20 protein-coding genes are annotated in these 23,038 nt (G+C 62.4%); 5 read left to right on the forward strand and 15 right to left on the reverse strand.

Annotated elements, in window-relative coordinates; genetic code table 11:
• From SH809_13495 to gatB, 3 genes are all read right to left on the reverse strand, one after another.
• On the reverse strand, positions 1 to 225 hold a 225-nt coding region (locus SH809_13495), incomplete at its 3' end, for a triose-phosphate isomerase (protein MDZ4700718.1).
• 42 nt (positions 226 to 267) lie between these two features.
• The gene (locus tag SH809_13500) at positions 268 to 1,656 is read right to left on the reverse strand and encodes a TlpA disulfide reductase family protein (GenBank protein ID MDZ4700719.1); all 1,389 of its coding nucleotides are present in this window, start codon (positions 1,654 to 1,656) and stop codon (positions 268 to 270) included.
• A 32-nt stretch (positions 1,657 to 1,688) separates the two neighbouring features.
• Positions 1,689 to 3,170: an Asp-tRNA(Asn)/Glu-tRNA(Gln) amidotransferase subunit GatB gene (gene gatB, locus SH809_13505; protein MDZ4700720.1), complete on the reverse strand. Its 1,482-nt coding sequence runs from the start codon at positions 3,168 to 3,170 to the stop codon at positions 1,689 to 1,691.
• A gap of 15 nt (positions 3,171 to 3,185) precedes the next feature.
• Between gatB and SH809_13510 the strand changes: the two genes are divergently transcribed.
• Positions 3,186 to 3,599 (forward strand): hypothetical protein, encoded by a 414-nt coding sequence (locus SH809_13510; protein ID MDZ4700721.1) that lies wholly within the window; start codon positions 3,186 to 3,188, stop codon positions 3,597 to 3,599.
• Positions 3,600 to 3,622: 23 nt separating this feature from the next.
• Here the strand turns inward: SH809_13510 and bcp are convergent, their stop codons facing one another.
• On the reverse strand, positions 3,623 to 4,105 hold the full coding sequence (gene bcp / locus SH809_13515) for a thioredoxin-dependent thiol peroxidase (protein ID MDZ4700722.1): 483 nt from the start codon (positions 4,103 to 4,105) through the stop codon (positions 3,623 to 3,625).
• A 254-nt stretch (positions 4,106 to 4,359) separates the two neighbouring features.
• Between bcp and SH809_13520 the strand changes: the two genes are divergently transcribed.
• Together SH809_13520 and SH809_13525 are read left to right on the forward strand one after the other, a co-directional pair.
• Entirely contained in the window at positions 4,360 to 5,769 is a 1,410-nt protein-coding gene (locus SH809_13520; GenBank protein ID MDZ4700723.1) for a hypothetical protein, read from the forward strand.
• Positions 5,770 to 5,818: 49 nt separating this feature from the next.
• Positions 5,819 to 6,256 carry an OmpA family protein gene (locus tag SH809_13525; GenBank protein MDZ4700724.1) on the forward strand — a complete coding sequence of 146 codons (438 nt, stop codon included), beginning with the start codon at positions 5,819 to 5,821 and terminating at the stop codon, positions 6,254 to 6,256.
• Between the two features lie 62 nt (positions 6,257 to 6,318).
• Here the strand turns inward: SH809_13525 and SH809_13530 are convergent, their stop codons facing one another.
• From SH809_13530 to SH809_13545, 4 genes are read right to left on the reverse strand one after another with little or no spacing between them, the layout of a single operon-like run.
• The gene (locus SH809_13530; protein ID MDZ4700725.1) at positions 6,319 to 6,708 is read right to left on the reverse strand and encodes a hypothetical protein; all 390 of its coding nucleotides are present in this window, start codon (positions 6,706 to 6,708) and stop codon (positions 6,319 to 6,321) included.
• Positions 6,709 to 6,731: 23 nt separating this feature from the next.
• Positions 6,732 to 7,298, reverse strand: coding sequence for an FMN-binding protein (locus SH809_13535; protein ID MDZ4700726.1), 567 nt, complete (start codon positions 7,296 to 7,298; stop codon positions 6,732 to 6,734).
• Between the two features lie 2 nt (positions 7,299 to 7,300).
• A complete protein-coding gene (locus SH809_13540) occupies positions 7,301 to 7,921 on the reverse strand; it encodes a hypothetical protein (GenBank protein MDZ4700727.1) in 621 nt (206 codons plus the stop codon).
• Between the two features lie 42 nt (positions 7,922 to 7,963).
• Entirely contained in the window at positions 7,964 to 9,085 is a 1,122-nt protein-coding gene (locus SH809_13545) for a hypothetical protein (protein ID MDZ4700728.1), read from the reverse strand.
• Between the two features lie 296 nt (positions 9,086 to 9,381).
• On the opposite strand from SH809_13545, the gene SH809_13550 reads away from it, so the two are divergent.
• Positions 9,382 to 10,923 carry a cytochrome c3 family protein gene (locus tag SH809_13550; protein ID MDZ4700729.1) on the forward strand — a complete coding sequence of 514 codons (1,542 nt, stop codon included), beginning with the start codon at positions 9,382 to 9,384 and terminating at the stop codon, positions 10,921 to 10,923.
• Between the two features lie 74 nt (positions 10,924 to 10,997).
• Here the strand turns inward: SH809_13550 and SH809_13555 are convergent, their stop codons facing one another.
• From SH809_13555 to SH809_13585, 7 genes are all read right to left on the reverse strand, one after another.
• A complete protein-coding gene (locus SH809_13555) occupies positions 10,998 to 11,879 on the reverse strand; it encodes a hypothetical protein (GenBank protein ID MDZ4700730.1) in 882 nt (293 codons plus the stop codon).
• Positions 11,876 to 14,134, reverse strand: coding sequence for a TonB-dependent receptor (locus tag SH809_13560; protein ID MDZ4700731.1), 2,259 nt, complete (start codon positions 14,132 to 14,134; stop codon positions 11,876 to 11,878). The genes SH809_13555 and SH809_13560 overlap by 4 nt, the downstream gene beginning before the upstream one ends.
• 437 nt (positions 14,135 to 14,571) lie before the next feature.
• A complete protein-coding gene (locus tag SH809_13565) occupies positions 14,572 to 16,566 on the reverse strand; it encodes a dehydrogenase E1 component subunit alpha/beta (protein MDZ4700732.1) in 1,995 nt (664 codons plus the stop codon).
• 208 nt (positions 16,567 to 16,774) lie between these two features.
• Complete coding sequence (locus SH809_13570; protein MDZ4700733.1) at positions 16,775 to 18,202, reverse strand: sugar transferase; 1,428 nt, start codon at positions 18,200 to 18,202, stop codon at positions 16,775 to 16,777.
• 61 nt (positions 18,203 to 18,263) lie between these two features.
• Positions 18,264 to 19,022, reverse strand: a complete 759-nt coding sequence (locus tag SH809_13575) for a TonB family protein (GenBank protein ID MDZ4700734.1) — start codon at positions 19,020 to 19,022, stop codon at positions 18,264 to 18,266.
• A gap of 159 nt (positions 19,023 to 19,181) precedes the next feature.
• Complete coding sequence (locus tag SH809_13580; GenBank protein ID MDZ4700735.1) at positions 19,182 to 20,144, reverse strand: glycosyltransferase family 2 protein; 963 nt, start codon at positions 20,142 to 20,144, stop codon at positions 19,182 to 19,184.
• A gap of 99 nt (positions 20,145 to 20,243) precedes the next feature.
• Positions 20,244 to 21,344, reverse strand: a complete 1,101-nt coding sequence (locus SH809_13585; GenBank protein MDZ4700736.1) for a PorV/PorQ family protein — start codon at positions 21,342 to 21,344, stop codon at positions 20,244 to 20,246.
• Positions 21,345 to 21,713: 369 nt separating this feature from the next.
• Between SH809_13585 and SH809_13590 the strand changes: the two genes are divergently transcribed.
• The gene (locus SH809_13590) at positions 21,714 to 22,886 is read left to right on the forward strand and encodes a class I SAM-dependent rRNA methyltransferase (protein ID MDZ4700737.1); all 1,173 of its coding nucleotides are present in this window, start codon (positions 21,714 to 21,716) and stop codon (positions 22,884 to 22,886) included.
• The last annotated feature ends 152 nt before the right edge of the window (positions 22,887 to 23,038 follow it).

Here is a 23,038-nt window from a genome sequence, read left to right on the forward strand (position 1 = left end):
CCCGGTGAAGGCGCCGTCGTCCTCGAAGTGCATATCCTGAGCACCCAGCTTGACCGGCGAAGCCGACGACCGAATGGCGCGACCCACCACATCCAGGCTGATGTACGGCGGGCACACGGCCACCTGAGTACGGGTGCCGGGGCCTACGTGTTCACAGATCGACGCGGCAAGCACAACGGCGCTACGCACGTCTGTATTCATTTTCCAGTTGCCGGCGATAAACATAGCAGTTTGAATGGGTTGGGTTGGATAAAAGGCGCCCCGGCGTCAGCTCGGGCGACGGAGAGATACGGTGAGTGCGTCCTGGAAAGCCTGCGTCGCATTGTCGCGCACGTATTTGCCGACGAGCACGCCGTCTGCGTCGATGACAAAGCGGGTGGGCAAGAGGTTGATGTTGTAGTGCTCCACGATTGCGGCATCCAGGCTTTCCTCCAGAAAGACGTGGATCCCCGGGATGTCGCGATCCTGGAAAAAGGCGGCGTTGAGGTCCCTATCCGGCTGGAGCGAAAACGAAACCATTTCAAAGCGGTCGGCCCCTTCGACGGTAGCCCGATAAAACGCATTGCGGACGTTCAGCTCTCGCTCAAAAGCCGGCCCGGGGGCGTAAAACTCCAGCAGCAGCGCCCGCCCACGAAAGGAGGCCAGCGAGATCGTGTCGCCGGCCGTCGTCACCGCCTGAAAATCCGGCGCCGCCATGCCGGGCATCAGGTTCTGAAGATCGTACAACGCGCGATCCGCCCAGGCCGTGACGCTGCTGTCTTGAAACTCGACTTTCATCTGCTGCGCCAGAGTCACGGCTTCGTCGACCTGCAGGTTGTCTCGATACGCGATGATCAGCTCGGTCAACACAGCCACGCGGGGTCCGGGGTCCGTCGCGCGTTCCAGAAAGCCCTGCATGAGGGTCACGGCCGCCGGCGAGCCATGGAGCAGCATCTCGGTGCGCCGGGCCGTTTCAACGACCGTCTGGAAGTTGGGATTAAACTGATCAATGACCTGCGAACGCGCAACCAGGAGCGAGTCGTTTACATCCTGCAACAGGAGGATGGACTGCGACGACGCCAGTTCACCGGCAATCGTACCGGGGTTAGTCTCCCCCAGACCCCAGAGGATTTCAGCGCTCTGGAGCACGCGGTTTCTGTAGGGCGCCGGGTCGGATTCGCCGGCGCGTTGCAGTTCCTGGATGGCCATCGCGTGGGTGGCCAGCGTATTCTTGAAGCCCATCAACACCGCGTTTTCACGGGACCGGATGAGCATCGGCCTGCTCCCCAGCGGGAAGGTGACCTTCACCGTGGCGGAATCCCCATCGGCCACGACGATCTCGTCGCGCACCAGCGCCGCACCCGATCGGCTCACCTGGAGGGTGAAGATGTCCGCCCGCGGCGCGGTGACTTCCATCTCGACAATCCCATCCGGCCCGCTCACGCCATACGCCAGGGTGTCCCACTCGCCAGGGAGGCCGTCGGCGATGAGGACCTCGAACCCCCTGTAGTCGGCCACGGAGTCAACGGCGGCATCGACCGCGAAGGCGCCCCAAAAATGACTCCGGATCGTTCCGTCGACCGCGGATGGCTCGCCGCCGCAGCCGGCCAGCACGACAACCGACGCCAGGCACAACGATGCGGCGCAACTACGCAGGGAATACACGAGGAATGACATGATGTTGATGGATGACGACGGTGGGAGGCCCCCTATACGTTCCGGGATGCAACCTGTTCTGCGATGATCGTCCGAACCGCCTTGGGATCGGGCGAGCCGGGGTAGCGCTTCATCACCTGGCCGACAAAAAACCCGATCAACCCCTGTTTGCCGCTCAGGTACAACGCGACTTCCGCGGGGTGCTCGTCCAGCACGTCTTGCACGATCGGCAACAACGCGGAGGTATCGGATACCTGGATCAGATTGCGGGCGGAAGCCAGGGCTTCTGCTTCGTCGGGCGCATCAAGCATCGCCTCGAACAGTTCGTGGGCGGCAGATGAGTTGATGCTATTGGACAGGCGGAGGCGAACGAGGCCGGCAAGCCGAACCGGCGCGATTGGAAATTTGGCCATCTCCAGACCGCGTTCGTTGAGCGCACGCATCACGTGCGACATCACAAAATTTGACGCCGCCTTGGCGCGGCCGGTCGCCTCCCCGGCATCCGGTAGCGCCGTCAGCAGGGCCTCGAAGTAGTCGGCCACCGGGCGTTCCTCCGTGAGTACCTGTGCATCGTACGCCGGCAGGCCCAGCTGTTCGACGTACCGCGCGCTTCGCGCCTCGGGCAGCTCGGGGAGCGAGGCTTCCAGCGCCTGGCGCAACGCGTCGCCCACGACGATCGGGACAAGGTCCGGGTCCGGGAAATACCGATAGTCGTGCGCGAACTCTTTCGACCGCATCGAGCGTGTCTCGAGTTTGACGGCGTCCCACAGCCGCGTCTCCTGGCGGATCTCACCACCGCCTTCCACGATCTCGACCTGCCGGCGGATTTCGTAGGCGATGGCCCGTTCGACGTTGCGGAAAGAATTCACATTCTTGATCTCCGCCTTCGTACCGAGGCGCGTCTCGCCGCGCCGGCGGATGGACACGTTGGCGTCGCACCGGAGCGACCCCTCCTCCATGTTACCATCGCAGATGTCCAGGTAACGGACGATCTGACGGATCTTCTGCAGATACAGGAACGCCTCGCGCGGGGTCCGGAGATCGGGCTCGGACACGATCTCGATGAGCGGCACGCCGCACCGGTTGTAGTCCAACAGGGTATCGACCACATCCAGGTCGTGGACGGACTTGCCGGCGTCCTCCTCGATGTGGATCCGCGTGATGCCGATGCGCCGGGGCGTGACGTCCGGGAACTCGGGATCGATCAGATCCAGGTAGCCGCCGGCGCAGATCGGCGTATCGTACTGGGTGATCTGGTACCCTTTTGGAAGATCGGGGTAGAAGTAGTGCTTTCGCGCCAGCTCCGAGCGCGGGGCAATGGCGCAATGGGTCGCGAGACCCATGCGAACGCTGAAGGGCACGACCCGATCGTTCAGGACGGGCAGCGTGCCCGGATGACCCAGGCTTACCGGGTCGATATGCCGGTTCGGCTCCGCTCCAAAGGAGGCCGATTCCGGGCTGAATGCCTTCGAATCCGTTGCCAACTGGCAATGCACTTCCAGACCGATGACCGCTTCGTACTTTTCGTCTCGCATGCGTTATCTTCCGCTATGATTCGTCTGGCCATCCCCTCGCTCCTCGGGTGCACGCTGGCGGCGTTCGCGCTGGCCGGCTGCGAACCCGCGCCGGTGCGTCCGCAGTTTGGCGCGCCCTACGAACTGATCCCCTCCGGATCGGCCGGCGGACCAGACACACCGCCGCGTATTCGAGGCGATCGACTGCTGGCCAGCCTCTCGTACACCGGGGGCTGCGCCGATCATGACTTTGTACTCGATTACGCCGCCCGCCGCGATACCGTCCATCTCTGGATCGTGCACGAGGACGGTGGCGACTCGTGCGACGCGTATTTGATGGACGATCTCACGCTCGAACTGCCCCTGCCCGTCCGTGGGTCCGGACTGGTGGTTCTCCATTCACCGGAGGGCGGCGATCCCTACGTCTTGCGCTGGGGTACCACGCGCTGACGCAGACAACGTCCTGATCCGGGTCAGGCGCCGAACCGCGCCAGGATTTCGCCGGCGTGGTCATCTACTTTCGGACGCTTGAAGACATGGACGACGATCCCCTTTTCGTTGATGAGGAACGTCGTGCGCTTTACACCCGTGACGATATGGCCATACATGTTTTTTTCCCCCCAGACCCCATACTTGTTCAGAATCTTCTTGTCCGGGTCCGCCACGAGTGGAAAGGGCAGTTCATACTTCGCGATAAACGCATCGTGCGCCTCCGTCGAATCCGGTGAAATTCCGATCACGGCGATGCCGGCGTCCAGCAACCGGTGATACCCGTCGCGCAGATTGCAGGCCTGGCGTGTGCACACGGGCGTATCGTCCTCGGGGTAAAAGAAGAGGGCCACCTTTCGGCCTTTGTAGGCCGCCAATCGCAACGGATTGCCATCCTGGGTGATGCCTTCGAATTCGGGCGCCTTTTGTCCTTCCTCATGCATAGATGCCGCTTTTGCCATGGTCATTCCGCGTTAGGTCGAATGCTGGGACCGGGCCCCCTATCTCGCTAAAACCTTGTCGCCCGAAGATAACGCGCAGGTCTCTTAGGCATTATCAAATGTTGGAGGAGTTTCGCGTTGCACAAACGAGATAATCTTCCTAAAATCCAGGAACGGCGCTCTTCCTTATCGACCCACGCACGGAAACGCCCTTCCCACCGCACGCCGGCCTCCACGCCGGTCGCCGCGTTCGCGTGACTCGATCATCAAGCCCCCCGCCCATGCGTTTTCTCGTCTCCCAGAGCCCTTCGGATCGCCAGTATACGTTTGAACTTCAGTCGGACGAGGGCGCTGTCCTGCTCGTAGGTATCCCGGTCGCCTCAATCGACGCCTGCACCGACACTATCCAGCAAGTGATCGCGGCACTGGCGACACCGGGCCGGTTGACCGTTGCGGACAACCGCGTGGCCGTGCGTGATGAGGCCGGCCGAACGCTGGTCCGGAGCCGTTCGCTGGACTCGCCCGTCGCCGCGCAGGACCTGCTCACCACGCTTGTCAACGAGGCGCGGGGTCGGGCTGAGTACGAAGTGCTGATTGCCCGCACGACAGAGGTGGTAGGCCGCCGGCCGGCCTTTCTCCAGTTCAACGCGGCCGAACTGGCCTCGCTGTACCGGTTCGAGCGCACCTCGCGGTCCGGGCGTCGCGGCGTTGAGTCGTTTCAGGATGAAGACGACACCCAGTATTTTTTCCACGTGAACGACGACTCCGGCCGTGCGCTGCTCTACAGCCGCGGATTTAACGCGACGTCTCAACGGGATAAACGGCTGCTGGCGGTGCTCGAAAGCAGCGGATTGGCGTCGAGGTACACACTCAAAGAGGAAGCCGGCGCCTATTACTTCATCGTGAAAGCGCGCAATGGCACCGAGATCGCCCGGAGCCGTTCCTTTGCATCCGCCCCGGAGCGAGCAGCGGCCATGGCGTTTCTGCTGGAGATCGCGCCGGTCGAGCTATCACGCACCGAGAAGCCCTCCAGCCCGAATCGTACCGGCCCCAACGACGCCTACATGCTGTCGCGGGCATCGACCTCCGGCCAACCGGGCTTCGAGACGTTTCGAGATGCCGGGTCGAAGAACCACTTCTTCCACTTCAACGACGATGCCGGCCAGGCACTGTTGTACAGCCAGGGCTACCGTAACGGCAAGAGCCGCGACAACGGGATCGTTTCGATCATCAAGCATAGCGGCCACCGGGCTTCGTACCTGATCAAAGAGGAGGATGGGCGTTATTTCTTCGTCATCCTCGCCGGCAACCGCCAGCAAATCGCGCGCAGCCGGTATTTCAGCAGCGAAGAGGACACCGAGCGGTACATCCGGTTTTTTATCCATGCGATGCCCGGTTTCGCCTCGGCCTATGGCGTGACGCTGGCGCCCGTCGCGCCACGCCTCGTCACCGAAACGGAACGTCTGACCCTCGCCGCTCCGCGGCAGGCACCCGTGTCCAGCATTCCCCCTCCCAGGGCCCCGGATGCCCCGCCTCGCCCGAGTGCGGTCCCTCAGCCCGCCGCCGGGCCGCAAGAGCGTGCCGGCGCACGCCTCTGGCTGCCGTGGATCATCCCCCTGCTTGCCATACTGCTCCTCCCCTTTTTCCTCCGCGGGTGCCCGTGGTGGGCCGGCGCCGTCCCCGCCGGCTAGCTCAGCGATTCCATCTGACGATGTCGTTCCTCCTGAACCGCCGCCCCTGGTGGCGGGTGACCGCATCGGACCCGACGCGGCGGCGCTGCAACTCGAGGCCGAAAGCCTGGGTGGTCGTCTCGCCGACTTCCTCGGGACACGGGGCCACGAATTGCCTCGCGTGTTTGTGTTGGATGAGATCCGATTTGGCTTCCAGGCCACGGAAGTAAACGAGGCCGGGCAACTCCAGGCAGCCGGCCTCGCCAAAACACTTGTTGCCTATCCGGCGATCCGTCTCACGATTCAGGGCCATGCCGACCGCGCCGAAACCGACCGCCAGGTGCTCTCCGAGGCCCGCGCCCGTACGCTGTATCAGTATCTTTTAGATAACAACGTCGACGCCTCCCGCCTTCAGGTCGCTGGTTTCGGCGCAACCGATCCCATCTCCAAGGGCGACGACAGCGAAAGCCGGCGGCAAAATCGCCGGCTGGCGATCCTCGTAGAGTGAGACGCGACGATGATTGGCGATGAGCAGCGCCGCTTCGTTCATCACTAATCGCTGATCGCCAATCAGTTATCTCTCGCCCCCTGCTCGATCCAGGCAAGGATGGTAGCGTAGCCCGAGCTCGAGGCCGAAAGCACCGTTCCCCCACCGTGGCCGGCGCCGCCCGAGCCTTTCACCAGCAACAGGCTGTTGGCCGGGGAGCCGGTATCGACGACCGAAGCAACCGCGCCGTACGCGCCGCCGCCGCCAGCGTACGTCCAGCCGCCGGCGCCGCTGCTATGGCAGGCAGGGCATCCGCGAAGCGCCGGGACGACGTTTGCGGCAAAGCTCACATCGCCGGTGATCGGTCCGCCATTTCCCCCGTCGTTCGTTTCAAATCCGCGACTGAATGGATTTTCAGTCCCGCAACCCGCGAGAAACAACGCGGCAAGTAAAACACCCAGCGTATGGTTCATAACATGTACCGGAGTGCCGGCCCCTATTTCAGGAACTCGGCAAAGACGACAACCCCACGCTCGGCGGCGGAGGTGACCGAGTTGGAACTCCATGTGGCGCCGCTTACCCCATCGATGTCGTTACCAACGACGAATGGGTCGCCGGCTTTTTTCTCGACAAACTGCTTGAGGAAGCCCCAGGTGCTGGCCGATTTGCCTTTGTCCTCGCCAAAAACAGTAAAGCCGAGATCGTAGATCTTACCTTCGGGATTCAACGCCACGAGCAGCTGCAGTGGCCCCTCTTTCCCTTGTTCATTGACAATCACGACCGTGCCCGTCACGGTGGACTTGTCGGCCCCGATGCCCTGATAGACCGTGTAGGTGCCGGCTGTTTCGACCCCGTAAGTCTGGGCAAGCGCCTTGCTCTTGTCCGCATCTACGGTGACGGACACTTTCTTGAGCGTGGCGGCTCCGTGGTTCTGGAGCATTTCCTTGAGGGCGTCTTTCATCGTGACGACCCCGTTGGTCTTGGCTATCTGGGCTACGGCCGGCTGCGCGCCCAGGGCGACGGCCACGAGAGCGGTAGCGAAAATCAGATTGAGTCGACGCATAGTCAGGATATATCGTTGGTGTGAGGATGAAGAAACCAGAGCTGGTAGATGCCAATGACAAACACCAGCAGGAAGGACATGGCCATCACCATGCCGGAAACGACGAGGAGCCAGGCAAAGCCCGCACCGACGAAGCGGGTCAGCAGCATGCTCCAGATATCGAGCACGGAAGCGGCGAAGGGCGCGACGATCAGGGCATTCTTCAGCCAACCGCGCAGGTCCGCCAGGGCTATAACGAGGCCGCACACGAAAAAGATCGTGGTATAGCCAAACAGGTGAAAATGCCCCTCGGACACCAGCGCTTCAAAGGTAGGGATAGAGACGATGGGTTCGTCGGACATGCTTTCGTCCGTATCCAGATCGTCGAAGCTAAATTCTTCCGATTCCTCGCTGACGCCGGCCTCTCCCTCGACCGGAGTTTCCTCTAACCCTTCCATTACACGGCGAGAGGCTTCGTTTCCGTAATAGCGCTCTGCCGCCTGGTCGGGGCTGAATCCAATCTTCAGAGCGATGTTCGAAAGCGCGAAAATATACCCTGTGCCGAGCGTCATCAACGCAGCGGTAAACAGCAGCTTAAACGCCATCGGGAGGCGGGAAAGGCGCATTGTGGGGAGTGAGTCCATAAGGGTGGTGAGTTAAAGGGACCGGGTGGTTCGGGGGGTGTCTTAAAACTCAAAGATCATCGCGAATCGAAATAAGTCGTTATCGACCTCGTTTACCTCCTCCTGATTAAACTGGTACTGGGCCAACAGCATAAGGTGTTGCTGGATTCGTGTGATGAGGGCGACCTCCCAGTTGTGGCTGTCGTTGTTCGTCACGTCGTCATCGAAATCGATGATGGTGCCGTAACGGACGCGCGGAGTGACGACTCGGAGGCCACGATAGGAGACTTCGGCGTAGTCGCCGTAGCGGAAATACCAGCTTTCGCTGTTATTATCGGGGTCGACCAGCACGTCATCCTGCACCTCGGCGCGGGCGAACGCGGCGCGCAGGCGGAGATCGCGCAGGAAAGGGACGTCGAGCAGGCCGTAGTCCAGCAACAGGTCGCCGCCCCAGAGCAACACCTGCCCTTCCGCGTCTTCGACCCCGAACTCGTTATACAGGGCGGAGCCCCAGGCCTGAATCTTACTCCCCAGGCTCAGGTGGAGGCGACCGCCATAGGCGAACAGATCGTCCGCTCCACCATTCGTGAAGCTGATCACCTGGCCCAGCTCGTTCTGGAAGCCGCGAATAGCAAAGAGATCGCCGGCGATCGCCATATTGTCGCCCGAATACACCTGGCCATGGAGGTTGCCCCCGAATTCCGACCACACGTTCGGCAGCAACAGGCCCGTAAACGGATCCCCCTGACGGCCGCCGTAATAGTGGTGGAACGGAGTGGCGCCGAAGGGCACCCAGATTTTGCCGGCGCGCAGATTAAACCGACTGGAGAGGTCGTAGCCGATTTCGTAGTAGGATAAATCGAGTACCTCGGCATCGAGGGTGATCCGATCCGTCGGAGTCACCTTCAAGAACAGAAACTTGTGGTAGTTGCGGATCGATCGCTGTTGGAGGGCTTCGTTCTCCAGGGGGTTCTGCACCTCGAAGTTGACGTCGAATCGACCGCTTATGTGTACCATGTCCAGCCATCCGCCGAGCGACTCGGTGGCCGGCGCCGGCGGTTCTTCCACGATATCGTCAAAACCAAATTCAACGGACGAGGTGTCTTCGACGACCTGGGCGTTCACCGGAGCCGTATATACCAGTAATAGAAGCAGCACCAGGGAGGCAGCGTATGGGTAGCGCATGGCGTTCTGTGTATATTGTGGCCGTAATGACGCCCGTTTTCGCCGGGAGCGCCATCTGTGCGTGAGAAAACTACGTCTGACGCGCTGACTGCAGAATACCAATTTAACCTGACCCTAATGTAGGGAACTCCCCTAGAGTAGGCGTAAGGATATCACTACTTCCCGCATTAATACTCCGGCATATCTTCGCATCTAATTACCGGGCCCAGTATACTGGATAGGTCTACGAAGACGGCCATCTGAACGCGTCCCTGTCGGATCTGGCACGCCCGCTCACCCCAAGAAGAATATCCCCTATGCGCACGCGCTACTCATCATTTATCATTGGACTCGCAGGTCTGCTCGGTGCATTCAGTATGGTAATGGTCGGAGGCTGCGATCTCCGCGAGGTCGTGGAAGTCGAACGGCCGTTTTTCAAAGATCCTCCGGCTGAAGCCCTGGGCTTCCTGGGGTATGACGACCAGGATGAGAAGCTGACGGTGTGCGGCAACTGCCATGTCGGCCAGCAGGCCGAGTGGCAGTTCACGGCACACGCCGGCGCGTGGGCCGGCCTGCAGGACGGCGGTAATGCGCAGGCCTTCTGTGAGAATTGCCACGCCGTCGGGGCCCTCGGCAATCCGCTGACGGATGCCTCGGGCTGGGAGGCCACCCAAGACGAGCGGTACCACGACGTCCAGTGCGAAAGCTGTCACGGTCCGGGCCAGGCGCACGCCGCCAATCCGGACATCGACACCGCCCACCCGATTGCTTCGTTGTCCGTGGGCGACATCACGGCCGATATCGCCAACGCGACCGGTTGCGCCGAGTGTCACCAGGGCGCCCACCACCCGTTCGCCGACGAATGGGCCCAGTCCAAACACGCCACGGTGGTCGAGTCGGCCGCCGGCCGCGAGGCCTGCCAGGGCTGCCACCGCGGTCAGGGTGTACTTGCCGCCTGGGGCGTGACGGACAACTACGTGGAAAAGGACTCGCCCGAGCATCTGGCCATCACGTGCGGCGTCTGCCACGACCCGCACAACGGGGAGAACGGAGGCCAACTGCGCCGCCCCGTGGCCACGGTGTCCGTCGAGCAACACCTGTGCGCGGCCTGTCACGACCGGCGGACGGTGCCAGACCCGAATTCGGCCCGCGGCCTGGAACCTCATGCGCCGGAAACCGCCTTGCTCGTCGGCGACGCCGGCTGGTTTCCGCCGAACGCCAACATAGACCCGGGCGAAATCATCGCGACCCACGGCAGCGAGGCCAACCCCAAACTCTGCGCCACCTGCCACGTGAACAGCTTCGAGGTGACGGATGAGGACACGGGCGACTTCGTGTTCAGCGCCACGGGCCACCTGTTCACCGCCATGCCGTGTGTCGATGCCCAGGGTAAGCCGACGACCAATACCGATTGCGCCATCTCAACGGCCGAGCGCTCGTTTGACTCCTGCGCCTCGTCGGGTTGCCACGCCACCGAAGACGCGGCTGCGCTGGCCATGGCGACAACGAGCGACCGAATCCAAGATCTCGCGGACGATCTGTTCGCGCTCCTGTCGATCGTGGACCCGAATCTGGAAGAAGCCGGCGGGGTGATCGACCCTGCCGACCCGACGTTCACCACGGCGGAAGGCGCCTTCTTTAACTACCACCTGGCCGAGTTTGGCGGGGATGTGTACGGTGGCACGGCCCACAATCCGTTCCTTATCCAGTCCCTCCTCATCGCCAGCATGGACGCCGTGCTCGAAGAATACGGCAACGAAGGACCGGGTAAATTGACCCGCGATCTCAAACAGGAGCTCCAGGATGTCCTGGACCGCATGCCTCCTAAAGGCAGTATCAGGCCGTTGGTGCGGGAATAGGTTGGCAGGTTACAGGTTGGCAGGTTACAGGTCTAATAAACCTGCAACCTGCCAACTTGCCAACCTGCAACCCCCTACTGCCTGAACCCCGCCGCATTGGCGAGGCTTTCCTCGGGCAGCCAGTTGTGCGTTACGCGGTAGCCGGCGCCGACAAACCCGAACCCGTTCTCCACATTGTCCATCGTGCCAGGTTGTACGAGGATTTCCGGATCGAAGCCGCCGGCGGGAGGAGACCACTCTTCGTTCGCGGCCAGAAACCGGATCTGAATGCCCCGGAGCTGAATGCCGGGCGCCAGCTCGATCGCCCGCTGGGAGCGGATATAATCCAGAACGGTTCGGTAGTCCCGGGCCAGATTAACCTGGATCAACCACCCATCCGCCACGCGACTGGCCTGCTCGTTATAGGGAATCACGAGCGATTCGAGCTTCTCTCCCAGCGAAGCCTGGGTGTAGTCGAACCCGTATTCCAGTTCCAGCTTGAGCAGGTTGGGCACATCGCCGAGGACGCGGACTGGTACGATGGTGCTTGAGGCCAACGAGGGGGATTGGATCACGATCTCGCTCTCACCGGGCACCCGCACGGTGACCTGCGTCTCGACCCCGGCGCCGTTGGCCACCCGCACATCGTAACGCCGCCCGAAATCGGCTGCTCCAGGCCACCAGTACATATGCACGAACGAGCCATCGGGCTGGCGAATCAACGAGTCCTGCCAGGTGCTTGAGGCGCCCGTTTCGGTATTGGTCCAACTGAACACGGCATCGAGCGGCGCATCGGTCAACTGCCGGAGTTGTCCCTCGACGGGAAACACGAGCACACGCTGGGTATCGAGCTGCGGCGAGACCACGCCGTAGAGGGTGAACGGCTGATCGGTCCCGATCACCGGGTTGATGTCTGAATCGCAGCCGGCGACCATCCCGGCGGCAATCACGGCGCACAAGAGGGATGCACGGATCATTGGAAGGCGACTTTTAGGCCCAGTGATGGGATGAACGGAAGCTGATCGACGCGTTGCAGGGTGAACACATCCAGATAAAAAATGTTGGCGCGGTCGTACACGTTGAGCACACTCGCCTGCGCCGTGAGCCGGCTCCGCCCGATGACGAACGACCGCTCGACGCTCACGTCCAGCCGGTGGTAACCCGGCAGTTGCGCATTATACGGTCGCTCGTAGATCACGCGACGCGACGCCGGCAACTCGCCGACGTTGACGATGTCCTCGATGAGCGCAAACCCGTCGAACCCGATGGCACGGCTATACGGCAGGCCGGCGCCGTAGGTCCAGTGTGCGCTCACCTCGAATCCCCGCACCTCGACCCCCGTCAACAGGTTGAGCTGGTGACGCCGGTCGTGCGGCGGGCGAAAATCGAGCGTCTCCACGCCGTACCAGACCTGGATACTGGCCTGCTCGGCCTGGTACCGGGTGGCGGAATAGCCGTAGTTTACCTGGAGATACAGCGGCCCGCGCTGCGCGTCCATACGCACGTCGAATCCGGCCGAGCGGCCGGAGGCCGGCTGCATGCGGGTCGTGAACCGCGGGTAGGCTGTCCACTCGGCCACCAGCAAGTTCGCGTAGTGCTTGTAGAAGCCCTCGGCCGACAGCCGGATCCCCCGAGCGGTGTCGATGCTGTACCCGACGATTGCATGGGTGGCCTTCTGGATGCGTCCGGCGTCGACACTCCGAGAACGCCCGTCCTCGGGGGGGATGCTCGTCCATGCTGTAAATACATTCGCGGCGTCGCGCCGGTCGGTGAGGCCGACGATCTCCTGGTGGTGGATGCCCGTCGCGGCGCTAATCTGGTGCCCGCCTCGTTCCCAAACGAAGCGTAGCCGCGGCTCCAGGTAGGGCTGGAAACGCACCTTGTAGAATTGGGCACGCAGGGAGGGTTGGAAGCGGGCGTGTTCACCTATCTCGATATCCATCTCCAGAAAATTCCCCCAGTTGCCGAGCCGCGCGTTTCTGAACTCGACATTCTGATACAGCCCACCGAGTTCGCTCGTCAGGGAGATCGTGCGCAGGTCCATGCCGGCGTCTGCGTTCACGCGGGAGCCGACGAAACTGGCCGTGAGCAAGACGTGGGTGTCCTCGATCGACGAGGTACGAACGGGCGCCGCCGCCGGACCGATGCCGTTTTCCAGCCGGGAATGGGAGATACGCAGCTCGGCGGCCACCGGGACGTTGCGCGGGAGGAACAGGTACCTCCCCCCGAGTACCTCGTTGGTCCACGACACTTCGTCCGGCACGAAGTCCGCACTCGCGTCCTGGAGTGTGCCTCTGTCGTTCGTCTTGAGATAGGTGGCGGAGAGGTTGCTGGTGGACGACACCTTCATGTACAACTTGGCGAAGAGATCGTCGAACTCAAACGGCAGGCGGTCGTCGATATACTGCGTGGCGATCCGGTCCAATAACGCTTTGCGGTACGAGGCCAGCAAGGAAACACGTCCCGGGATCAGCGGCCCCTCGAACTGGAGGGCGCCGATGAAGGGGGAGATGGCGCCCGAGCCGGCGAACGACTGCGTGTTGCCATCACGCGATCGGATGTCGATCACCGACGAGAGCCGGCCCCCGAATTTAGCGCCGAACCCGCCGGCGTAGATATCGGCCCGATTGACGATATCCGACGGAAACGCAGAATAAAACCCGAGGATGTGGAAGGGCTGGTAGACGAGCATCCCGTCCAGCAGTACCATGTTCTGCGACGGCTCCCCGCCGCGGATAAACAGCTGGCCGCCCTGGTCGCCGGTGGACACGACGCCCGGGATGGTTGTGAGCAGCGACGCCAGGTCGCCCGAGACGTCAGGCGTGGGCACCCGGTCGATGTCGGCCGCTCGGATGGTTTGCAGCCCGGCCACGGGCACCGCGACGGAGGCGATGCCGGCCGACTCCACCACCAGTTCGTCCATCTCGGTTTCGACGGGGTGAAGCACGATGTTGACGGTAAGCACCTGGCCGGGCGCCAGGTCGAGCGAGTCGCTATAGAGGCGATAGCCGATAAACGAAGCGCGCACCACATACGCGCCGGGGTCGAGCCGTGTCAATTGATACAGGCCGTCGGCCCGGGTGCTCGCCCCCTCGGACACACCCACTCCCTCGACGACGACGTTCACGAGGTCCAGCGCCTGCCCGGACGAGGCGTCCGTCACAAAGCCCCGAAGCGAGGCCTGTTGGGCGTTGACTGTACCGGGTGCAAGTGACCAAAAAAGTAAACCCAAGAGCAGGCCTACCGACCGAAACGGTCTGCCTTTTTGACGTTTCACTGCGTGCACGGATTGATGTATAAGGAAGCGCCCGAAAGTACGCCCCCCCTCCATGACGTGCTCTTTTTTGTGGCCGAACGGTCGGTATTTAACACGACCTGTATATCCTCTTAACAGTCTTAGCAACTGTCTTCCCCGGCGAGTGCCGGCGAAGACAGTTGTCGGTTTAAGGTTTAAGGTTTAAGGTTCGAGGTTTAATGCGTGAAGCTCGTTGAATTTCGAACCTTAATACTTCGGACACTTTTTGTAGCTGGACCGTTCCTGACGATCAGGCCCCTCCTCGCCCCGAGAGCCTGCCCCGTACTTGATACGGGGAGGGGCCTGAATTGTCACGCGGCAGCGCACTCCTTTGTAAACTGTCCGAAGTATTAAACCTTAAACCTTCAACCCCTTCAAAACTCCAGCAACTGCTCCAGCGCCCCCTGCAGGCGCGATTTGCCGCTATAGAGGTCGCGCTCCAGCTGGGTGGAAAACGGGATGGGGGTGTCGAGCGACGCGACGCGCATGGGTGGGGCGTCGAGGTAGGTGAAGGCCGCTTCGGCGATGGTGGCGCAGAGTTCGCCGCCGAAACCGCCGGTGAGCGAGGCCTCGTGGAGGACGATCATGCGGCTCGTTTTTTTAACGGAAGCGAGCACCGTCTCGCGGTCCCATGGCACCAGGGTGCGGAGGTCGATCACTTCGACCGATGCCCCGCTGCGGCTCGCTTCGGCAGCGGCGGCTTCCAGCGCCCAGTGGACCCCGACGCCGTACGTCACTATGGTCGCGTCCGTCCCCTCTCGCGCGATTCGGGCCGAGCCGAGTGGCGTCCAGCACGGGCCGGCTGGCGCCTCGCCCTTGATGGATCGGTAGAGGAACTTGTGTTCGAAGAACAGCACCGGGTTCGGGTCGTCGATCGCGGCGCGGAGCAGCCCCTTGGCGTCTTCGGGGTTGGATGGAATCACCACCTTCAGGCCCGGCACGTGGGTGAACCAGGCTTCCATGGATTGCGAGTGGAACGGGCCGGCGCCGATGCCACCGCCAAACGGGGCGCGGATCGTGACGGGCACGGGGGCTCCCCAGCGGTAGTGGGTGGTGGCGAGGTTGTTTACAATCTGGTTGAAGCCGCACGTGATGAAGTCGGCATACTGCATTTCGACGACCGGGCGGTAGCCGGCCAGCGCTAGCCCCAGCGCCGCGCCGATCGCCCCGCTTTCGATGATGGGCGTATTACGCACGCGCGCCTTTCCGAAGCGCTCGACGAATCCTTCGGTCACTTTAAAGACCCCGCCGTATTCGGCGATGTCCTGCCCCATCAGCACCAATCGGTCGTCCGCCTCCATGGCCTGCCAGAGGCTCTGGCGGATGGCATCGACGAACCGCAGCGTTTCACGCGGGCTTTCGGGGGTCGATGGCGGAGGGGGTGAAGGCGCGAAGACATCACCCCGCTCGCGCTCGGCTGTGCTCACCTCTTCGGGCTGCGCGAGTGCGAACTCCGCGGCAGCCTCCACGCGGGCCTCGAGTTCAGTCCGCAACGCCGTCATTGCTTCCCGCGTGAGCTGTTTTTTGCGAAGAAGCACCCGTTCGTAGCGCGCGACAGGGTCTTTCTTCGCCCATTTCTGCATGAGTTCAGGCGGAACGTATTTCGTGCCAGAGGCCTCCTCATGGCCGCGCATCCGGAAGGTGACCATCTCGAGCAGCGTGGGCCCCTCGCCGGCACGGCCGCGCTCGGCGGCCGCGCGGACGCGCTCGATGACGGCCTCCAGGTCGTTCCCATCCACCACATGGCCGGGGATGCCGTAGCCGGCCGCCGCCGTGGCGAAGTGGCGCGCCGCCATGATGTCGCCCGTCGGGGTGGAGAGGCCGTACTGATTGTTTTCGATCACAAAAATGACCGGCAGCTTCCAGACGGCGGCGAGGTTGACCGCCTCATGGAAATCTCCCTCCCGGGTGGACCCATCGCCCACAAAAGTAAGAGCGACCGTGCGGCGATCGCCGAGCTGGCTGGCGAGGCCCAGGCCGCAGGCCACGGGCAACATGGCCGCCAGATGGGAGATCATCCCGACCAGCCGTTTTTCCGGTAGACCGAAGTGGAAGGTGCGGTCGCGCCCGTGGGTATAGCCGCCCGCTTTGCCCATTAGCTGGCAAAACAGCGTGTCCAGCGGCAGCCCGCGCGTCGTCCACACGCCCAGGTTGCGGTGCATCGGGAGGATGTGGTCGTCGTCTTCCAGCGCCAACACACACCCCACGGCGATGGCTTCCTGCCCGAACCCGCTAAACCACTTTGACAGCCGGCCCTGCCGGATCAGCCGGAGCATCTTCTCCTCGATTACCCTGGGTAATACTAAGGCGCGATACCGGGCGCTTGCCTCCTCGTCCGTGACGTCGGTCTGTACTACTTCCGTTTGCATGTGTGTGTTGAAGGGACGTTACGCGTTGAACGTTATTACGTGAAGCAATCACGATACGTGGACGCAATCACCAAACGTGGACGCAATCACAAAGCGTGGACGCAATCACCAAACGTGGACGCAATCACCAAACGTGGACGTGACCATGATACATGGACGCGATGTATCGCGTCCCTACTTTTCACTTTGCATTTTGCATTTTGCCTTCTCACCTCCCTTTCCCCATCACCGCCGTTTTGATCGTCATGAAGAGGATTTTAAAATCCATGCGCAGGCTCATGTTGGCGATGTAGAACAGGTCGTATTTCACCTTTTGCTTCACATCGGCGAGGCTGGCGTCGTAACGCCAGATGACCTGGGCCCATCCGGTGATGCCTGGCTTGACGCGCGAGCGCCGGCTATAGAGGGGTATCTCGTGGGAAAGGCGTTCGACGAAATAGGGTCGCTCGGGCCGCGGGCCGACGAGGCTCATCTCCCCTTTGAGCACGTTGACAAACTGCGGGACTTCATCCAGCCGGGTCTTCCGGAGCCAACTCCCGATCGGGGTATACCGCGGGTCGTCTTCGCTGGCCCATACGGGGCCCGTTGTAGCCTCGGCGTCCTGGCGCATGGTTCGGAATTTAAACATCGTGAACACGCGACCGTGCAGGCCCACACGTTGCTGGCGGAAGATAGCCGGCCCGGGCGAGGTGAGCCGGATCAAGACCGTAAGCAACACCCAGAGTGGAAGACCAACAACCAAAACGATCAGGGAGACGACGACGTCGATGATGCGTTTCGTGCTCTCTTCCCACGCCGGCATCGGCTCCGGCAGCACTTCGATGAGGGGAAGCCCATAGAGATGTTCGGTCCGCGCCATGCCGCCGATGACCGAGTAAAAGTCCGGCACCAGCTTGAGGGACACGGGTTTGCCGTCGCAAAGGCGGAGCACATCCATCAGCGAGGCCTGATCGTCCGCCCCGATGGCGATGAGCACATCCTGGACATTGAGCTGGTCGATGAGGTCCGGCAAGACTTCGATATCTTGCACCTGTTCGACCGGGGACTCATCAGCATCCTCCTGCCCCTCGCCAGCCAGGGCGCGCTGTAGCCTCGTCTCTCGATGCCCGATTCGGAGGGCGCCGACCACGTTGAGACCGGCCGCGGGGTAACGTGCAATGTCCTCATGCAGCTGCTCGACGCGGTCGCTCCACCCCACGATCAGCGCGTTGTGTGTGCCGTACCCGCGCAGGATAAGCACCTTTTGCACGGTTCGGACGAGGATTCGCCCGAGCGCCACGAGGAGGTAGACATCCAGCCAGTAATAAAAGATCAGCGCGCGAGTCGACCCCGGCTGGAGGATATCGATAAAGATCGCGAAGACGAGGACGAGGATGCCGATGGAGACGACCTTCATCAGGGAGACGAGTTCGTCGAACCGGCTGGATGCGTACCGTTCGCGGTACATCCCGAAGAAGAAAAATACCAGCAGCCAGTAGCCGGCCAGGGCGAGCACGACCGAGACGGGTTCCGGGTAAAACCGGGGATCGTCGAACCAGCCCCACTGGAATCGCGCCAGATAATACAGGACAGACGCGAGGCACACGGCGACGGCGTCCGCCAGGAGAAGGGCTATGAATTCAGCCTTGCGTGTCACGAGACGTCAGGTGGTCGGCTTCGTACAGCTGGCAACATGCTGTAGCAAACGGGCCGGCGGGTTATTCGAGCCGGAATTGGAAGGTGATAACGCCGATCTGATTCTCCTGGGGGACATTCGGAGGCAGTGGGTTAAACCGCCAGCGGGTGAGTGCTTCCATGGCCGACTGCTCCAGGCGAGGATTGCCTTTGAGCAGCGGGACGCGACGGATGATTTCGCCGGTGGGGCTGACGGTGATTCGGATGCGGATCGTTACGTTGACTTTCTCGACGTACAGGGGCAGCGCGGTGACCAGCGGGGTGCGGTTGAGGCCCTCGATCTGGTACGGCGCCGTCTTGGCCTCGTCGGAGCCCTCGCCCTGATCGCCGATCTCGGCGCCGGCATTTCCATCTACCGCGCCGCTGCCCAATGGCCGCAACGGCCGGGGTTGGGGCGTTTCTTCTTCCTCGATCTTCTCTTCCTCCTTCGGATCTTCTGGCTTGATGGCCTCTACCTCGGTTTCCGGGGTGGAGACGGTTTCTTCATCGACGCTGGGCTGTTCCTGGTCGGGGAGATCGACCGGTTTGGAAACCTCAGGATCACTCGGCGCGGGCCGCTCATCGAGGGGCTGTTCCGGATCCGGCGTGGGGCGCTCCTGCTCGGGCACGGCCATTGGCGCCCGCTGAACGGGCCGGCCTTCGGAGAAGGTGCCGAACTCCACCTGGATGAACCCCAGCTCTTCCGGGATGAGCGGGTCCGTCCGAACAAAATACAGGAGGATAAACAGGAGGAGGTGCAGGGCCAGACTCGAGATCAGGCCGAACCAGTCGCTCTGGTGCATGCGCTTAGCAGGATGATCGGTGTGTACCGGTGCGTGCAGTGTACCACACGCGAGACAAAATGACAAAACCGGGTAATCCGGCAGGAAAGCTATCGAACCCGCCGGCCGTGCCGGTAGAACGTCGCAACCGGGGATTTAGTGCCGAGTGTGGCGAATCCGTCAGGTATCCGACCGCCAGTGCGAATCCACGATGTACCGCGGCCGGCCCTTTACGGCTTCGTATACCCGCAGCAGATAGATCCCCACTACCCCGAGAAACAGGAGCTGGACGCCGCCAAAGAAAAACCCGACGAAGATGAGCGCTGTGCCGAGAGTGATGCCCCCTTCCCCGGCCAACGCCAGCCCAACGGCGAATAGCAACCCGAGGACAGCCAAGACCGCGACGCCGATCCCGAGTCGGATAACGATCCGAAGCGGCTTGTCCGAGAACGAGGTGAGACCGCTAAGGGCAAACCTCAGCATGTTACCGAGGGAGTATTTGGATGAGCCGGCGGCCCGCGGCGCACGCACGTACGAAACGCCGATCTGGTTGAACCCTACCCAGGAGATGATCCCACGCACAAAGGGCTGCTGCTCCCCGATCTTGTTATAGACATCGATGACCTTGCGGGAGACCAACCGGAAGTCGCCTGTATCCAGCGGCATCTCCAGGTCGGCTATCCAGCGGAAGATCCGGTAAAACAGGGCCGCCGTCCACCGCTTGTACCCCGACTCGCCGTCTCGCCGGCTGCGTATCGCATACACGACATCGAACCCCTCGCGCCAGCGGACCATCATCTCGTCGACGACATGGAGCGGGTCCTGCAGGTCAGCGTCCAGGATCACCGCCGCGTCCGCATCAACGACGCCCAACCCGGCCGTGATCGCCAGTTGATGCCCGAAATTGCGAGAAAATCGAACAATCCAGTATCCCGGCAGGCCGGCTATGCCTTCCTGGAGCAGGCGCACGGTGGCGTCCTCGCTGCCGTCATCGATGAATACGACCTGCGTGACATCCGGCCGCGTCGCCCGAAAGGCCGCAATTTCGGCGAGCAGGAGCGGCACGACGGCCTCCTCGTTGAACACGGGGATGACGAGGGCAAGCGTTTGGCGAGATGCGGTGTCGGCAGGGGCGGTGGTCATGCCTGAAAGATGCGGTTTCAAGACACACGCCTCACGACCCGGCAGTCGACCTGCCCGCCTAGAGAACCTGTAACCTGCAACCTGTAACGTGCAACCCGTTTATTCCGGCCGCGCCATCCGGGGCTGCTGGAGGACGAGGCGGGCGGCGATGCGGTGGGAAAAGCCGAGGTCGGCGGTGAGTCCGGCGAAGTCGCCGAACCCGTAATCGATGGAAAACTGATTCAGGCGGAGGCCGGCGCCGACGTTGGGGGTCAGGTTGATCCCGCCGATGGTGTCGTCGATGAGCATCCGGCTGATGCCGGCGCGGAGGGCAACGACGTTTTTGAACAGGTATTCGGCCCCGATGCGCGGGTGGAAGGAGACATCGCCGGCGTTGAGGACGTACGCCTGCTGGCCGTCGAAGGCGACGTCGAGGTCGAACGCGAGGGTAAGATTGCTGGCGTTAAACGGAGCGACGTAGCCGGCGCCGAGGCGCAGAACCGGCAGCACAAGCACTGTCCCGCCGTCCGGGATCTCCTGCCCAAAATCCTCCAGCGCGGCGAGTTCGGCCTTGTTGACGCTCCAGCTCTGGAGCATGGTCGAGATATCCTGCAGGTTCGCGCCGAGGAACACTCGGTCGTTCTGGTATTGTGCGCCGATGTCGAAGCTGTACCCCCAGGCGTCGGCAAAATCCCCGATCTTGCGGCGGATGAGCTTGCCGCTGACGCCGACGGCGAGCCCGTCGCGGAGCCGGCGGGCGTAGCTGAGCATGATGGCGTTATCCACCGCCGAAAACCGCTCGATGAAGTTCTCCGGGTTCGGCTTCGGCTGGTTGCGCTCGGCATCCCAGGCGTTGAGCGTGTTGGGGATGTCGTCGACACCGCTGCGGATGATCGTGAGGCCGACGGTCGACTGCGCGCTGATGGGCAGCGCCACGGCGGCGTAATCGAACGACACGATGCCGGCGAAGCGCTCGGCGTGCATGTAGGCCACCTCGGGGTACCCGATGCCGTCCATGCCGGCCGGATTCCAGTAGGACGCGCTGACGTCCCGCACGATGCCGATGTGCGCCCCGCCCATCCCGAGGGCCCGCCCGCCGACGCCGCCCGAAAGGAAGTCGGCCCCGTATTTGGCGGTTTTCTGGGCGAAAACAGGATCGCCCCCCGCAAGGAGTACGATCAGTAGGAGGAGCGTGCGAAGGGAGATGAGACTGCGATACATACGTGCAACAACCTGCCGGCGGGTTACTTGAGAAACGAGAATGAGATTAACCTCCCCTCATTCGTCTTCCCCGCGAAACGAGCGAAGCGACTAACGAAGTAAAGCGGGGATCCATGCTAGATTCAAGACTTGTATGGATCCCCATCAAGTTGGGGAAGACGATCTGAAGATGGGACAGTAACCGTGTGCGTATGGGCCTGAAATGGTTTAGTGGAATCGGGAGGACACCCGCTCGGCTGGTATGACGATAGTATCGCCCCTAAAACGGCCCTTCCGAACCCGCGTTCCCCATCGCCGGCAGAACCCGTGCCGGAACGCACCGGGCCATCGTTCGTCTGATAGCGCCCCTCACCCATCCTACCGCCTACGATGCCCATCACCCTCCGCCACCGGCAAGATAAATATCTTCTGAAGGGCTACCCCTGGATTTTTTCCAACCAGATTTACACGGCCGACGCGGCCGCGACGGGCGACATCGTGGAGGTGCTGGCCGCCGACGGCCGGCCGCTGGGGAAAGGCTTTTATCATGCCGAGTCCCTCATCGGCGTCCGGATGCTCACCATGAATCCCGCCGAGGCCATCGACGAGGCCTTTTTTGCCCGGAAGATCGACGCCGCGCTCGCGCTTCGGCAAAGCTTTTTCCACGACGCCCCCCACTATCGCCTGATCTTCGGCGAAAGCGACGGGTTTCCCGGGACGATCGTCGACCGCTACGGAGATGTGCTGACGTGGACGTGCCTCAGCTTCGGGATGGAGCGGCAGCGCGACCTCGTGCTGGGCCTCCTCGAGGAGCGCCTCAAGCCGGCCGCGATTGTCGAGCGGAACGACGTCTGGCTGCGTGGGAAGGATGGATTGCCCGAGCAAAAAGGTGTCATCCGCGGCGCGCTCGAAGGCCCGGTCCGGATTCAGGAGAACGGGATTCTTTTCGATGTGCAGGTGCTGGACGGCCCCAAGACCGGCTTTTTTATCGACCAGCGGATGAACCGCGCGTTTGTCGGCCGGCTGGCCCGGGGCCGGTCCGTGCTGGATGTGTGCTGCGCCGACGGCGGCTTCAGCCTGCACGCCGCCGCCGGCGGGGCATCGTCTGTGCTGGCGCTTGACATCGCCGAGACCGCCCTCACGCGGGCCCGGCATAACGCCGCGCTCAACGGGCTGGAGGATACGATCACGTTTCAGCTCTGCGACGCCCTGGAGGAGCTGGACCGGCTCAAGGAGCAGGGCAAGACGTTCGACCTGATCGTGCTCGATCCGCCGGCGTTCGCCAAGAGCAAAAAACACCTCGTGGCCGCCACCCGCGCCTACCAGCGCATCAACATCACCGCCATGCAGCTGCTAAACCCCGGTGGCATCCTCGCGACCTCCTCCTGCTCCCACGCGCTGGAGGAGAAAGAATTCCTCAAACTCGTCCATTACAGCGCCATCAAGACGGGGACTACCCTACGTACCCTCCACCACGGCTGCCAGCCCCCGGACCACCCCGTCCTCGACGCCATGCCCGAGACGCAATACCTCAAATTCGAAGTCGTGCAAATGGTATCGTAGGCCGGGTCTCGACCCGGCACAACGTACCCTCGTGCCCGAACGCCATCCGGGTCGAAACCCGGCGTCACACCGGCGACCGCGTTATGCGCCATGGGTCGAAACCCGGCGTTGCCTCAGCGACCGCGGTATCCGCCATGGGTCGAAACCCGGCG

Source organism: Rhodothermales bacterium, assembly GCA_034439735.1.
Lineage (GTDB): Bacteria > Bacteroidota > Rhodothermia > Rhodothermales > JAHQVL01 > JAWKNW01.

What these genes read in the sequence shown, in the direction of transcription:
- SH809_13510 (MDZ4700721.1), top strand. Translation starts at nt 3,186, where the DNA reads ATGATTCGTCTGGCCATCCCCTCGCTCCTCGGGTGCACGCTGGCGGCG.
- SH809_13530 (MDZ4700725.1), bottom strand. Translation starts at nt 6,708, where the DNA reads ATGAACCATACGCTGGGTGTTTTACTTGCCGCGTTGTTTCTCGCGGGT.
- SH809_13520 (MDZ4700723.1), top strand. Translation starts at nt 4,360, where the DNA reads ATGCGTTTTCTCGTCTCCCAGAGCCCTTCGGATCGCCAGTATACGTTT.
- SH809_13590 (MDZ4700737.1), top strand. Translation starts at nt 21,714, where the DNA reads ATGCCCATCACCCTCCGCCACCGGCAAGATAAATATCTTCTGAAGGGC.
- SH809_13565 (MDZ4700732.1), bottom strand. Translation starts at nt 16,566, where the DNA reads ATGCAAACGGAAGTAGTACAGACCGACGTCACGGACGAGGAGGCAAGC.
- bcp (MDZ4700722.1), bottom strand. Translation starts at nt 4,105, where the DNA reads ATGACCATGGCAAAAGCGGCATCTATGCATGAGGAAGGACAAAAGGCG.
- SH809_13575 (MDZ4700734.1), bottom strand. Translation starts at nt 19,022, where the DNA reads ATGCACCAGAGCGACTGGTTCGGCCTGATCTCGAGTCTGGCCCTGCAC.
- SH809_13535 (MDZ4700726.1), bottom strand. Translation starts at nt 7,298, where the DNA reads ATGCGTCGACTCAATCTGATTTTCGCTACCGCTCTCGTGGCCGTCGCC.
- SH809_13580 (MDZ4700735.1), bottom strand. Translation starts at nt 20,144, where the DNA reads ATGACCACCGCCCCTGCCGACACCGCATCTCGCCAAACGCTTGCCCTC.
- SH809_13550 (MDZ4700729.1), top strand. Translation starts at nt 9,382, where the DNA reads ATGCGCACGCGCTACTCATCATTTATCATTGGACTCGCAGGTCTGCTC.
- SH809_13585 (MDZ4700736.1), bottom strand. Translation starts at nt 21,344, where the DNA reads ATGTATCGCAGTCTCATCTCCCTTCGCACGCTCCTCCTACTGATCGTA.
- gatB (MDZ4700720.1), bottom strand. Translation starts at nt 3,170, where the DNA reads ATGCGAGACGAAAAGTACGAAGCGGTCATCGGTCTGGAAGTGCATTGC.
- SH809_13555 (MDZ4700730.1), bottom strand. Translation starts at nt 11,879, where the DNA reads ATGATCCGTGCATCCCTCTTGTGCGCCGTGATTGCCGCCGGGATGGTC.
- SH809_13545 (MDZ4700728.1), bottom strand. Translation starts at nt 9,085, where the DNA reads ATGCGCTACCCATACGCTGCCTCCCTGGTGCTGCTTCTATTACTGGTA.
- SH809_13500 (MDZ4700719.1), bottom strand. Translation starts at nt 1,656, where the DNA reads ATGTCATTCCTCGTGTATTCCCTGCGTAGTTGCGCCGCATCGTTGTGC.
- SH809_13540 (MDZ4700727.1), bottom strand. Translation starts at nt 7,921, where the DNA reads ATGGACTCACTCCCCACAATGCGCCTTTCCCGCCTCCCGATGGCGTTT.